This is a genomic window from Streptomyces sp. NPDC048291 (genome assembly GCF_043201715.1).
Classification (GTDB): domain Bacteria; phylum Actinomycetota; class Actinomycetes; order Streptomycetales; family Streptomycetaceae; genus Streptomyces.
This window is the reverse complement of sequence record NZ_JBICZC010000014.1, coordinates 248245-260866: the sequence shown is the minus strand read 5'-3', so window position 1 is coordinate 260866 and position 12622 is coordinate 248245. Positions and strand designations below refer to the sequence as shown.

General features: G+C 73.9%; 10 protein-coding genes and 1 pseudogene. 4 read left to right on the top strand and 7 right to left on the bottom strand.

The window, feature by feature from the left end; all coding sequences use genetic code 11:
• The first annotated feature begins 55 nt into the window (after positions 1–55).
• On the top strand, positions 56–1207 hold the full coding sequence (locus tag ACGF5O_RS35650) for a histidine kinase (RefSeq protein WP_393814040.1): 1152 nt from the start codon (positions 56–58) through the stop codon (positions 1205–1207).
• Complete coding sequence (locus tag ACGF5O_RS35645) at positions 1195–1848, top strand: LuxR C-terminal-related transcriptional regulator (protein WP_393814039.1); 654 nt, start codon at positions 1195–1197, stop codon at positions 1846–1848. The genes ACGF5O_RS35650 and ACGF5O_RS35645 overlap by 13 nt, the downstream gene beginning before the upstream one ends.
• A gap of 55 nt (positions 1849–1903) precedes the next feature.
• Here ACGF5O_RS35645 and ACGF5O_RS35640 read toward each other — a convergent pair whose 3' ends face one another.
• Both ACGF5O_RS35640 and ACGF5O_RS35635 read right to left on the bottom strand, forming a co-directional pair.
• Positions 1904–4195, bottom strand: coding sequence for an MMPL family transporter (locus tag ACGF5O_RS35640; protein ID WP_393814038.1), 2292 nt, complete (start codon positions 4193–4195; stop codon positions 1904–1906).
• 318 nt (positions 4196–4513) lie between these two features.
• Positions 4514–4942, bottom strand: a complete 429-nt coding sequence (locus tag ACGF5O_RS35635) for a hypothetical protein (RefSeq protein ID WP_393814037.1) — start codon at positions 4940–4942, stop codon at positions 4514–4516.
• Positions 4943–5167: 225 nt separating this feature from the next.
• Here ACGF5O_RS35635 and ACGF5O_RS35630 point away from each other — a divergent pair.
• Positions 5168–5410 (top strand): annotated as a pseudogene (locus ACGF5O_RS35630) (pyridoxamine 5'-phosphate oxidase family protein); the annotation flags it as partial.
• Positions 5411–5515: 105 nt separating this feature from the next.
• On the opposite strand, the gene ACGF5O_RS35625 reads toward ACGF5O_RS35630, so the two are convergent.
• The 5 genes from ACGF5O_RS35625 to ACGF5O_RS35605 all read right to left on the bottom strand — a co-directional run bounded on the left by ACGF5O_RS35625 (position 5516) and on the right by ACGF5O_RS35605 (position 9616).
• Positions 5516–6190 (bottom strand): helix-turn-helix domain-containing protein, encoded by a 675-nt coding sequence (locus tag ACGF5O_RS35625; protein WP_393814036.1) that lies wholly within the window; start codon positions 6188–6190, stop codon positions 5516–5518.
• A 19-nt stretch (positions 6191–6209) separates the two neighbouring features.
• A complete protein-coding gene (locus ACGF5O_RS35620) occupies positions 6210–7277 on the bottom strand; it encodes a zinc-dependent alcohol dehydrogenase family protein (RefSeq protein WP_393814035.1) in 1068 nt (355 codons plus the stop codon).
• Positions 7278–7697: 420 nt separating this feature from the next.
• Complete coding sequence (locus ACGF5O_RS35615) at positions 7698–8555, bottom strand: universal stress protein (protein ID WP_393814180.1); 858 nt, start codon at positions 8553–8555, stop codon at positions 7698–7700.
• A 5-nt stretch (positions 8556–8560) separates the two neighbouring features.
• Complete coding sequence (locus ACGF5O_RS35610; RefSeq protein ID WP_393814034.1) at positions 8561–8683, bottom strand: hypothetical protein; 123 nt, start codon at positions 8681–8683, stop codon at positions 8561–8563.
• Positions 8684–8710: 27 nt separating this feature from the next.
• Positions 8711–9616 (bottom strand): universal stress protein, encoded by a 906-nt coding sequence (locus ACGF5O_RS35605; protein ID WP_393814033.1) that lies wholly within the window; start codon positions 9614–9616, stop codon positions 8711–8713.
• 630 nt (positions 9617–10246) lie between these two features.
• Here ACGF5O_RS35605 and ACGF5O_RS35600 point away from each other — a divergent pair.
• The gene (locus ACGF5O_RS35600; protein WP_393814032.1) at positions 10247–12214 is read left to right on the top strand and encodes a PAS domain S-box protein; all 1968 of its coding nucleotides are present in this window, start codon (positions 10247–10249) and stop codon (positions 12212–12214) included.
• The last annotated feature ends 408 nt before the right edge of the window (positions 12215–12622 follow it).

Genomic DNA, 12622 nt, shown 5'->3' with positions numbered 1-12622 from the left:
GCACACACCCTATCAGAAACTTGCGTGAGTCAAGCAAAACATCTAGCTTCGTCCCATGTGGAAATCGATGCGGCGTGCCGGGCGGGCCACGGCCCACCTCTTTCTGGCCGCCGCGATGGCCTTCGGCATGTGGATCTTCGTCACCGTCCTGCTGATCACCGTGGGCGGCACCGTGGCAGTCGTCGGTATCTGGCTGCTGCCCGAGACGGTGCTGCTGATCCGGCGGATCGCGGGAGCCAAGCGGAGCCTGACCGCCGACTGGTCCGGGGTGAAGATCCCCGAGGTGTACCAGCCGCTGACCGGTACGGTGCGCGAGCGCGTGATGAAGGCCGTACGCGACCCCGGCACCCGGACCGACGCGCGCTGGATGGTCGCGTACTGGTTGTACGGAACGCTGCTCGCCTTCGCCCTGCCGCTGTGGCCGGTGGGGCTGGTCGTCGACGGAGTGTGGTGCGGACTGCTGCACCGCGAGGCCGTCGTCCTGCCGCTGATCGTGCGGCTCGCGGACCTGGAGGCCGACTGGTCGACCGCGTTGCTCAAGCCGTCCCCGCAGGCGCAGCTGACGGCCCGGGTCGAGGAACTGGCCGCGACCCGCGCCGACGCCATCGCCGCGCACGAGGCGGAGCTGCGCCGGATCGAGCGCGACCTGCACGACGGGGCGCAGGCGCAGCTGGTGGCGCTGTCCATGCGCATCGGGCTCGCCCGGCGCGCCTACGGCGGTGATCCGGAGACCGGCCGGCGGCTCCTCGACGAAGCCCAGGAACAGGCCGAGAAGGCGCTCACGGAGCTGCGGCAGGTCGTGCGCGGCATCCATCCGCCGATCCTGAGCGACCGCGGCCTGGCCGGCGCCGTACGGGCGCTGGCGGCGGGCAGCGGCCTCGACGTGTCGGTGGACGACGGCGGCCTCGACCAGGGGGTGCGGGCGCCCGCGGCAGTGGAGGCGGCCGCCTACTTCGCGGTGGCCGAATCGCTGACCAACGTCGCCAAGTACAGCGGGGTCTCCCGTGCCGAGGTGCGGCTCGTCCGGGTCCGCCGCGGCCTCCGGGTGCGGGTCCGCGACGAGGGGTGCGGCGGAGCGGACGAGACCGGCGGCTCGGGGCTGCTCGGCATGCGGCGGCGGGTCGCCGCGCTCGACGGAACCATGGAAGTGTCCAGCCCGGTCGGAGGACCGACCGTGATCGAAGTGGAGTTGCCGTGCGTGTGGTGATCGCCGAGGACAACGCCCTCCTGCGGGAGGGCCTGGTCCTGCTGCTGACCTCGGCCGGGCATGAGGTGGTGGCCGTCGCCGGGAGCGGGCCCGAGATCATGCCCGCGCTCCTGGAGCACCGCCCGGACGCGGCCGTGCTCGACGTGCGGATGCCCCCGGGCTTCCGCGACGAGGGGCTGCGGGCGGCGCTGGAGGCCAGGGAGCGGATCCCCGGGCTGCCGGTGCTGGTGCTCTCGCAGTACGTCGAGGAGTCGTACGCCAGCGAGCTGCTGGGCGGCGGGACCAGCGGCATCGGGTATCTGCTCAAGGACCGGATCGGGCGGGTCGACGAGTTCCTCGACGCGCTGGAGCGGGTGGCCGCCGGCGGGACCGCGCTGGACCCCGAGGTCGTCACCGAGCTCCTCACCCGCCGCAAGGACTCGCCGCTGGACTCGCTCACGCCCCGCGAGCGCGAGGTGCTGGGGCTGATGGCCGAGGGCCACGACAACGCGACCATCGCCAGGACCCTCGTCGTCACCGAGCGCGCGGTCCACAAGCACATCGGCAACGTCTTCCTCAAGCTCAACCTGCCGCCGAGCGACAGCGGCCACCGGCGGGTGCTGGCCGTCCTCGCCTACCTGGCCCACATGCCGCAGGCCTGAGCGGGACCCGACAGCGGGAGGGGCCGCCCCGGCCGGGGCGGCCCCTCCCGTGTTCTCAGCGGGCCGGGGCGGGCTCCGCCTCGCTCGGCTCCCCGGCGGCCGGGCCGGCCGCGGCGGGCTCGGCCGCCGGAGCGGACTCGGCGGTCTGGGCGGACTCGGCGGTCGCTGCGGTCGGGGCCGGTACCTTGCGGCTCAGCCTCTCGCCCTCGACGTCGATGTCCGGCAGCAGCCGGGCCAGCCACTTCGGCAGGTACCAGGCCTTGTGGCCGAGCAGGGCGAGGATGGCCGGCACGATGGCCATCCGGACGACGAAGGCGTCGAAGAGGACCGCGATGGCGAGCCCGAAACCGATCATCTTGATCATCGACTCACCGGCGCCGATGAACCCGGAGAACACCGCGGTCATGATCAGCGCGGCGGCCACCACCACCCGGGCACTGTGCCGGAAGCCGGAGACGACCGCCTGCTTGGGCGCCTCGCCGTGGACGTACGCCTCCCGCATCCGGGAGACCAGGAACACCTCGTAGTCCATGGCCAGTCCGAAGACGATGCCCACCAGGAAGATCGGCATCATGCTCATGATCGGGCCGGTGGACTCCACGCCCAGCAGCGAGGCGCCGTGTCCCTGCTGGAAGACCGCGACGACGGCGCCGAGGGCCGCGAGGACGGAGAGCAGGAACCCGAAGGCGGCCTTGAGCGGCACCAGCAGCGAGCGGAAGACCAGCAGCAGGAGCACGACCGCCAGGCCGACCACGACCGCGAGGTACGGGACCAGCGAGTCCTGCACCTTCTGCGCGACGTCGATGTCCAGCGCGGTCTTGCCGGTCACCTCGTAGGAGACACCGGCGTCCCGTTCGATGCCGGAGCGTTCCCCGCGGATGGTCCTGACCAGGTCCTTGGTCTTCTCGTCGGTCGGGCTGGTGGCCGGGGTGGCGGCGAAGACCGCGGTGTCCCCCGCCTTGTTGAAGCGGGCCGGCGACACGGAGACGACGCCCTCGGTGGCGCCGATGTCCTTCGCGACCGCCGCCACGGCCGACTTGGCGTCGTCGGCCCCCTTCGCGTCGACGACGATGGTCAGGGGCCCGTTGAAGCCGGGGCCGAAGCCGTCGGCGAGCGCGTCGTAGGCGCGCCGCTCGGTGGTGGAGGTGGGCTTGGCCTCGTCGCCCGGCATGCCGAGCTGAAGGTCGAGGACGGGGGTGGCGACCGCGCCGAGTCCGACCACGCCGAGCAGGAGCACGGGCAGGGGCAGCCGTACGACCAGCTTGGCCCACCGCGAGCCGCCGTTCTCCGTCTTCAGCTGCTTCCTGCGGTGGCGCCGGGAGTTGCGGCGGGCGCCGCGCGAAAGCACCGCGTTCGGCCAGAAGCCGAGGACCGCCGGGACCAGGGTCAGGCAGATCAGCACCGAGACGAGCACCGCGCCGGCGGCGGCCAGGCCCATCTTGGTGAGCATCGGGATGCCGACCACCGAGAGCCCGGCCAGGGCGATGACGACGGTGAGGCCGGCGAACACGACCGCGGAGCCCGCCGTGCCGACCGCCAGGCCGACGGCTTCCCGGGGTGCGTGGCCCTTGGCGCGCTCCTCACGGTAGCGGGAGACGACGAACAGGGCGTAGTCGATGCCGCAGGCCAGGCCGAGCATGGTGGCGAGGGTGCCGGTGTTCTCCGACAGGCCGAAGGTCTCGGACAGGGCCATGATGCCGGTCATGCTGGCGGCGACGCCGATGATCGCGGCGATCAGGGGCAGGCCGGCGGCGGCCAGTGAGCCGAACGTGACCAGCAGGACGAGGGCGGCGACCGCGATGCCGATCGCCTCGGCGCTGCCGCCCGCCGCGGGCTGTGTCGCGAGCGCGTCGCCGCCGACCTCGACGGTCAGACCCGCGTCCCTGGCCTGGTCGACGGCCCGTTCCAGGTGCTGCTTGCTCGCGTCGGTGAGGTCGTCGGCCTTCGCCGTGAAGGAGACGGTCGCATACGCGGTCCTGCCGTCCTTGCTGACCGCCTTCGCCTGGAAGGGGTCGACGGCGGTGGCCACCTGGGAGCCGGCGGCGGCCTCGTCGACGAGCTTCTCGACGGCCTTCTTGTGGGCGGTCGCGGTGACCTTCTCACCGCTCGGGGCGATGAACACGATTCTGGCGCTCGCCCCGTCGGCCGCAGTCCCCGGGAAGCGTTGTTCCAGCAGGTCGAACGCCTTCTGGGACTCGATCCCGGGCATCGTGAAGCCCTCGTCGGCGGCCGTGGGCGCCTTGGCGGCGGCGAATCCCACGGCGCCCAGGACGGCCACCCACAGGACGGTGACGAACCATCGCCAGCGGAAGGCCGCACGGCCCAGGTGATAAAGGACAGTTGCCATGACGGAGGAGCCTCCACAACGGGAATTCGGAACGTTCGGAACGGGCGAAGGGAGCGGGTACCGGCCCCGGTCCGGCCTGGTCGGACCGGGGCGGGGGCACGTCCGGCGCTCCGTGTCCCACTCTTTCGCGGGGCGTCGCGGGCGACGAGGGAGCTCTCTCCCGGACCCGTGGTGGAGCCAGCTCCACCATGTCGGCGGGACCCGCACGGCAAGGGCCCGGATCCAGGGGTCGGATCCGGGCCCGAGAGGGGCGGGGGAAGACCGGGGTCCGCCCCGGCACGACCGGGGCGTGGCCCACCGGCCGGTGAGAGGCGTGGCCTACCAGCCGGTGGCCGAGGTTCCGGTCGAGTCGTCCTGGGCCCGGTCGCCGCCGGCCCTGCGGCGGCCCGACACCAGACCGCCCGCCGCGCCCAGGGCCACCAGGCCCATCCCGGCGGCGGTGGCGATGCCCTTCGCGCCGTCCATCGTGAAGTACGCGACCGCGGCCACACCGCCGTTGAACAGGAACAGGAACCACAGCACCGGCCGGGTCGACAGGAACGCCTTGATCCTCGGCTTCTTCGCGATGCGGGTGCCGGTCAGCAGCGAGACGGCGATACCGGCGAGGGTCGCCGCGTTCTTCGCGGTGCCGTCGAGAACCGCGCCCGCGCCGCCCATGGCGGCGGCCAGGCCCGCCACGAAGAAGGACCAGAGCAGCAGATCGGCGAAGAACGACTTGACGGTGGCGAGCGGCGACTTGGCGGCCATCGGGCATTCCTTAGGACGAGGGGCGAGGGGGCTGGACCGCCCCGGGGATCTCTGCCGACCACGATCCCGTCGCCCCGGCTCGGCCACGAGGGAGCGCACTCCCGGACCCGTGGTGTAGCCCGCTACACCGGCCACGGCGCCCGGCGTGCGCGGGTGCCCGTGCTCACGGGGGCAGCGGTCGGACCGGGTCCGGGAGCACCAGCACACGCGTGTCCCCCGGTGCGACGCGCACCGCAGGCCGACGGCACCGGGGTCGTGGTCGCCTACGAGGCGGACGCCATCGGCCCGGACACCCGCCTGGGCTGGAGCGTGGTGGTCACCGGCTACGCCCGCCTGGTGACCGACCCGCACGAACTCGCGTGCTACGAGAGGCTGTTGCGCCCCTGGCCGGACCGGGCCATGGAGCACGCGGTGCGCATCCGCCCCCGTCTGGTGACCGGGATCGCCCTGGTCGGCGACGACGGCTGAGCGGTCACGCGGATGGGGGCATGCCAGAGGCCCGGGCCGTCAGGTCCAGGTACCCGGTGCGCCCGCCGACAGGGCCGCTCCATACCTGGTGCGCCCGCCGACACGTCAGGCCCTGATCCGGCGCCCGGTGACCGTACCGGGGACGACGCGCATCCACAGCTCGCGCCGGCCTCCCGCCCAGGGGGTGCTGTAGGCCAGTGCCGAGAGCCTGCGGATGTCGTCCGGGTCGGTCACGAGGTGCGCGCGGCCGCGGACCAGGACGCTCCACCCCTCGCTGAACGCGTCGTCGATGCGATCGGCCTCGAAGGCCACCCGGGAGCCCGCGGCCCGTGCCGGGGTCGCGCCGAGAGCCGTCCGGAAGACGATCGCGCCGTCGACGACGCTGTAGTTGACCGGCACGATCACCGGCCCGGTGGCCGTGGCGACCCCGAGCCGGCCGACCCCGTGCGTGCCGAGCAGGGCGGTGCAACGGGCGGGGTCCAGCGCCACGAACTCCGGGTCGCGCGCGGCCCGCCCGATGCCCGGCGGGACCTCGGTGTCGCCGCCGGTGAGGTGGGACAGCGTGGTGTGCAGCACCTCGGCCAGCCGGAGCAGGGCGCCCGTGCCCGGTGCGGCCAGGGGGTTCTCCTCCAGGTACTCCAGATAGCCGGGTGCGATACCGGCCCGGACGGCCGTCTCCCTCCGGGTGAGGCCGAGTTCCGTCCGGCGTGCGGCCAGCCGGCGGCCCAGGTCCCCCACCGGGGGCTTCTCCACCGTGTTCGGCCGTACCTGTTCGGCCATGACCGGTCACGTCCTCTCGTCAGGCCGCGGGAACGGCGACCTCGTGCTGCGTCCCGCCGAGCACGACCTTGAGCGCGGCGGTCTCCCCGGCCCGGCCGAAGACGTCGTACGCCTCCGCCATCCGGTTCAGCGGGAAGGTGTGGGTGACCATCCGCGCGGTGGGGAGCCGGCCTGCGGCGGCCATCCGCAGCAGGGTCGGCGTCGAGTGGGTGTCGACCAGGCCGGTGGTGATGGTCACGTCCTTGATCCACAGGTCTTCGAGGTGCAGTGTGGCCGGCCGGCCGTGCACGCCGACGTTGGCGACGCGGCCGCCGGGCCGCACCATGCGGGTGCACAGCTCGAAGCTCTCGGGCGCGCCGACGGCCTCGATCACCACGTCCGCGCCGAGCCCGTCGGTCAGGTCCGCCACCAGTTGGGCGGGGGCCTCGTGGACGTCGGCCACGGCGTCGGCGCCGAACCGGTGGGCGGCCTCCAGCCGGGCCGGGGCCAGGTCCACCGCGATGATCCGCTCGGGCGAGAACAGCCGGGCCGTGGCAATGGCGGCAAGTCCGACGGGCCCGGCGCCGACGACGGCGACGGTGTCGCCCGGCCGGACGTGCCCGTTGAGGACGCCCACCTCGTAGGCGGTCGGGAAGATGTCCGCGAGCAGCACGGCGTCCCGGTTCGCGAGCGTCCCGGGCAGCGCGTGCACGGACAGGTCGGCGTGCGGGACCCGGACGTACTCGGCCTGGGTGCCGTCGATCAGATGGCCGAGGATCCAGCCTCCGCCGCCCCGGCACTGGCCGTACATCCGCTCACGGCAGAAGCGGCAACGGCCGCAGGACGTGATGCAGGAGACCAGCACCCGGTCGCCCGGCCGTACGGACCGTACGTCGCCGCCGGCCTCGACGATCTCGCCGACGGCCTCGTGCCCGAGAACCGTGCCGGGCGGCACCTCGGGGACGTCCCCCTTCAGGATGTGCAGGTCCGTCCCGCAGATCGTGACGGCGTCCACGCGCACGACGGCGTCGGTGGGCTCCTTGACGGCGGGATCGGGGACTTCCTCCCAGGCGGACTGCCCTGGGCCGTGGAAGACGAAGGCCTTCATGACGCGCTCACCGTCCTTGGTCCGCGTGTCCGTTGCGGGGCCGGGATCGACGGTCGCCGGCAGGACGCCGGACTCGCCCCGTGGATCCGCGGATCTGTGGATTCGTGGATCTGGATCCATCCTCTCCCGGCCCGGCGGACCGCGCTTGGGCCGTCCGGCCCCGGGTGCCCGCCGGACGGGTCCTGCCGGCCCGCCAACCCGGCGGGCCGGGGCGCTGTCCGACGCCCGCTGAGGGCCCGTCCGCCGCGGGCACCGGCCTCCTCCGCCGACCTCGGAGACGTCACCGAGCCGCCCCGGTACGGCGACGTGGAGAGCGAGCGCAGGCGCCGCGCCCGGCCGGACACGACGGCGGCGCACCGGCGGCCCGCCTCCTGTGCCCGGCCTCTCGGCGAGCCTTCGGGCGGCAGCCGGTCGGTCGGCTCACACCCACTCGGGTACGACGGCGACCGGGCAGGCGGAGTGGTGCAGGACGCCGTGGGCGGTCCGGCCGAGCCGGAGGCCCCGGTGCCCCGACTTGCGCAGGGCGCCCACGACCAGCAGATCGGCGTCGTGGGAGGCGGCCGGCAGCACCTCTCGGGCGTGGCCCTCGACGGTCCGCCGCCGCACCGGCACGCCCTCGGGGGCCTCACGGAGCGCCTCCTGGAGTCGCCGGGCGGCCTGCTGCTCGTACAGCCGGGCGGAGTCCGCGGGAAGGCGGTCGGCGGACTCGTGCGCCGGGCAGGGCCAGGCGCGTACGGCCGCCACCTCGGCACCCCGCAGCGCCGCCTCGCGCAGCGCGAAGCGCACCGCCTCCTGCCGGTCCCCGACGCCCAGGACGATCCGGCCGTGCCGACTCGCGCCGCCCCGGTCGTCCTGGCCGGCGCGGAGCACGATCACCGGGCAGTGCGCGTGCGCGGCGACGGTGAGGCAGACGGAGCCGAGCAGCGCCTCGGCGAGGCCGGTGCGGCCACGGCTGCCCAGCACCAGCAGGCCTGCGCTGCGGCTCTCCCGCACCAGCGCGAACTCGGGTTCCTCGGGCAGCACCTCGGTGGACACCTTCACGTCCGGCTGCCGGCGCCGGGCACGCTGCGCGGCGACGTCGACGATGTCCTCGGCCATCACCTGGTCGGACGGCTCGGTGAGGTCCTCCACGGGCGAGACGCCCTCGTAGCGCTCCCAGAGGCAGCCGTGGACCAGACGCAGCGGTACCCGGCGCAGCGCGGCCTCGTCGGCCGCCCAGTCCACGGCGCGCAGGCTGGGCTCGGAGCCGTCGACGCCGACGACGAGGGGCAGGTCCACGTCGGTCACCGTCCCGAGCCGAGGTCGCACACGTTCCGGACCGCGACCCGGCCGTGCCGGACCTCGTCGCCGGGCCGGTCCTCGATGACCGGGGGACCGCCGAGTCGTCGTACGAGCGCTGCCTTCATGGTCCTTCTCTTCTCCTGGGGCTCGGGTCAGGCGTGGGGGACGACGGCGACGGGGGCGTGGGCGTGGTGCAGGACGGCGTGGGTGACATGGCCGAGGTGCGGGCCCGGGGCGCCGTCGCGGATCCGGCGGCCCACGACCACCAGCGACGCGTCGTCGGCCGCCTCGACGAGGGCCGAGGCCGGGGTACGGTTCCGGCCGGCCTCGATCACCTCGACGTCCGGGTGCTTCTGCCGCCAGGGCCGCAGGACCTCTGCGAGTCCGGCCGCCATGTGCCGGCCGAAGGTGTCCCGGGGGTCGTAGCCGACGGCGACGGCGTACTCGTAGGTCGGGGGCAGGCTCCAGCCGTGCACGACGCGCAGCGGCGCCGCACGTCGCGCGGCGCTGTCGAAGGCGAAGCCGAGCAGCGTCTCGTCCGGGTCCTCGGCGTCGAGCCCGAGCACGACGGGCTTGAAGGGCGCCGCAGCGGAGGGCACGCCCGCCGGGTCCATCCGGTGTTCGTCGGCGGCCTGTTCACCCGCCCTGACCAGCACCACGGGACGCCGGGTGCGGGCCAGGACGCGCAGGCCGACGGAGCCGAGCAGGAAACCTCGGACGCCGCCGAGGCCGCGCGAGCCGAGGACGAGCAGTTCACAGGCGTCGGCCTGCTCGGTCAGCAGGTCCGCGGGGCGTCCGGTGAGCAGTTCGCCGGTCACCTCCACGCCGGGGTGGCGCAGGGCGATGCCTTCGGCCGACTCCCGCGGGAGGTTCTCCGCCCAGCTCTGCAGGGTCTCGGTGCCGACCAGCGGCGCCTGCGCGACGGGCACCGGGAGCGGTTCCCGGACGTGGACGATCTTCAGGGGCAGGCCGCGCAACCGCGCCTCGCGGGCAGCCCATTCGGCGGCGGCCCGGCTCTCGGGTGAGCCGTCGAGGCCTGCGGTGACGGTACGGAGCATGCTCTCCACCTCCTGGGGAGCGGGATCCTCGGGCGGACGGTCCCCTGGCGCGACGGGGCAGACGGTTCTGATTCCGGCGTCGGGTCCGGTTCCAGCGTCGGGTCCGGGCCGGTCGGGGGGCAGGGGCCAGGGGGCCCGGACGGGGGCCATTGGTCCCGAACGGGGGGGACAGCGGCTTCGCTCGAAAGGCCACGGCGCCGGGCAGGGCCGGTGCGCCCGGTGGGCCCGGTGTTTCCAGCGGTCGGAGCGGCGGTCACGCACGTTCGCGGAGCAGCGTCCGATCCGGGTCTCCCCGCTGGACGACCACGAAAGGCGGCCGGGCGTGGCAGCACCGACGGCCGACGTGGAACCGGCCGCCTCGGCCGTCGGTGACGCGAGCGCACGCAGTCCGGCACGCGGTCCGGCACGCGCTCGCCGCGCCGAGCCCGACGGCCGTCGATCACCCCGGTCCGGCGCGGGCGCCCCGTCGCCGCCGCGCCCCGCTCCCGACCCCGGACGCGCGGTGGGCAACGAGTGCGCCGCAGCGGACAGGTTCGGGCGGTCACGGCCAGTAAACGACTTCTCCCTGCCCCGGCGCGCCGGAAGCGCTGAGATAACCGCATCCATCGGCGGGAAAGGGGTGGAGCGGACATGGCCGGCTCCCTCAGAAGCGAACGGACGCGCGTGGCCGTCACCGCGGAGGCGGCGGCGACTCTCTGCCGGTGCGGCGGCGCGCCGGCATCCGGCCAGGGGTCGGGGGCCGCGGAGGAACGCTTCCGCGGCCTGCTGGAGGCCGCGCCGGACGCGATGGTCATCGTCGACGGCCAGGGCATCATGAAGCTGGTCAACGCGCAGACCGAGGCACTCTTCGGCTACCGGCGCGAGGAACTCCTCGGCCACCCGGTCGAGTTGCTGATACCGACCCGGTTCCGCACCCAGCACACCCGGCATCGCGGCGGCTACTCGGCCAACCGGCAGGTCCGTCCGATGGGCGCCGGACTGGAACTGCACGGACTGCGCAAGGACGGCACCGAGTTCCCGGTGGAGATCAGCCTCAGCCCGATGGAGACCGCGGACGGGCTGCTGGTGTCGGCCGCCGTCCGCGACGTCAGCGACCGCAAGGCCGCCGAGGCCCGGATCAACGAGCTCGCCGCCCTCGTCGAGTCCTCCCAGGACGCCATCCTCGCCAAGACCCTCGACGGGTACATCACCTACTGGAACGCGGCGGCGCAGGACCTCTACGGCTACACCGCCGAGGAGGCCATCGGCCAGCACGTGTCCATGCTCGCCCCGCCCGAACTCCGCACGGAGGTCAGCGCGCTGCTGACCCGGCTGCGCCAGGGCGAGAAGGTCGAGCACTTCGAGACGCTGCGCGTCACCCGCTCCGGGGCGCTGCTCGACGTGGACGTCACCCTGTGGCCGACGCGCGACACCCGCGGCCGGGTCGTCGGCGCCTGCGCCATCGTCCGGGACATCAGCGACCGCAAGCGCGCCGAGGCCGAGCTGACCGCGCTGTACGAGCAGCAGCGGCACATCGCCCTGACGCTGCAGCGCAGCCTTATGGGCACCCCGCCCGCGCTGCCCGGTCTGGCCACCGCGAGCCGCTACCGGCCCGCCACCCAGGGCGCCGGGGTGGGCGGCGACTGGTTCGACCTGATACCGCTGGGCGCCGACCGGGTGGGCGTGCTGATCGGTGACGTGATGGGCCGCGGGCTGGAGGCCGCCGCCGTCATGGGCCAACTGCGCTCGGCGGCACACGCGCTGGCGAAGACGGGGATGGAGCCGCGGCTGCTGATGCAGGCGCTGGACTCCTGCGTGGCCGATCTCGACGTCCCCGACCAGCTCGTCACCTGCTGCTACCTGGTCATCGCCCCCGACTCAGGGACCGTGACCGTCTGCTCGGCCGGTCACCTGCCGACGCTCGTCGCGAGTGCCGACGACGGCGCGGTCGGCATCCTCGACTCGCCCGTCAACGCCCCGCTCGGGGTGGGCGGCGTCCTCTACGAACAGTCCCGTACGGCCGTTCCGCCCGGGGCGACCCTGGTGCTCTACACGGACGGCCTGATCGAGACGCCGGGCAGCGACATCGAGGAGCGGATCGCCGAACTCACCGTCGTCCTGGAGAAGTTCTTCGCCGGCACACCGTGCCTGGAGACCGCCGCCGACCATGTGCTGGCGAGTCTGCTGCCCGACGCCGAGAGCCACAACGACGACGTCACCCTGCTGCTCGCGCAGCTCCCGGCCGCGCCGCTGGCGGCCCTGACCACCGATCTGCCGGCCTGCCCCTCCTCGGTGCCGGCGGGGCGGGCGTTCCTGCACAAGGCGCTCACCGCCTGGGACTGTGCCGCGGGCGCGGACGAGGCGCTCCTGCTGCTGTCGGAGACCCTGACCAACGCCGTCCAGCACGGCGAAGGTCCCATCGGTCTGCATCTGCACCGCACGGCCACCGACCTCACCGTGGAGATCAGCGACCGCAGCCCGCAACTGCCCCGGCCGCGCCGGGCCGCCGAGGACGAGGAGTCCGGCCGGGGTCTGCTGCTCGTCCGTACGCTCGCCGACAGCTGGGGAGTACGGCCCACGGACGAGGGCAAGACCACCTGGTTCACCCTCCGGCTGTGAGGGCCGCCCGGCCCGCCCCCGGGACCTGACGGACGCTGCCTCGCGCGGTCCCGGGGCGCGGTCCCCGGGGCGGTGGCCCGGGGCGGTGACGCCGGTGGCGCGCCGCAGACGGTGACGCGCGCGGGAACATCCGATGCTCCGCGTCCGGGCCTGCCGGGACGCCGAGGGCATCGAGAACGTCGAGGACGCCCGGGAGAACGTCCCGGTTAGGTCAACTCCCTCTGGAATGTCAAGTGTTGACATGCCCTCAACGCGTGACTGATGATCACAGCTAAGTCACGGAGCCCCCTCAGAAACTCCGCACAGCTGACGCCTCAGCGTGCGCAGCTGCACCACGCGTATCCCCCGTCGGTCCTCCCCCACTCGCCGATATCTACGCATCCCATTCCCCCCATCCCCTTACGCCAC

What these genes read in the sequence shown, in the direction of transcription:
- ACGF5O_RS35650 (WP_393814040.1), top strand. Translation starts at nt 56, where the DNA reads ATGTGGAAATCGATGCGGCGTGCCGGGCGGGCCACGGCCCACCTCTTT.
- ACGF5O_RS35640 (WP_393814038.1), bottom strand. Translation starts at nt 4,195, where the DNA reads ATGGCAACTGTCCTTTATCACCTGGGCCGTGCGGCCTTCCGCTGGCGA.
- ACGF5O_RS35635 (WP_393814037.1), bottom strand. Translation starts at nt 4,942, where the DNA reads ATGGCCGCCAAGTCGCCGCTCGCCACCGTCAAGTCGTTCTTCGCCGAT.
- ACGF5O_RS35625 (WP_393814036.1), bottom strand. Translation starts at nt 6,190, where the DNA reads ATGGCCGAACAGGTACGGCCGAACACGGTGGAGAAGCCCCCGGTGGGG.
- ACGF5O_RS35620 (WP_393814035.1), bottom strand. Translation starts at nt 7,277, where the DNA reads ATGAAGGCCTTCGTCTTCCACGGCCCAGGGCAGTCCGCCTGGGAGGAA.
- ACGF5O_RS35610 (WP_393814034.1), bottom strand. Translation starts at nt 8,683, where the DNA reads ATGAAGGCAGCGCTCGTACGACGACTCGGCGGTCCCCCGGTCATCGAG.
- ACGF5O_RS35605 (WP_393814033.1), bottom strand. Translation starts at nt 9,616, where the DNA reads ATGCTCCGTACCGTCACCGCAGGCCTCGACGGCTCACCCGAGAGCCGG.
- ACGF5O_RS35600 (WP_393814032.1), top strand. Translation starts at nt 10,247, where the DNA reads ATGGCCGGCTCCCTCAGAAGCGAACGGACGCGCGTGGCCGTCACCGCG.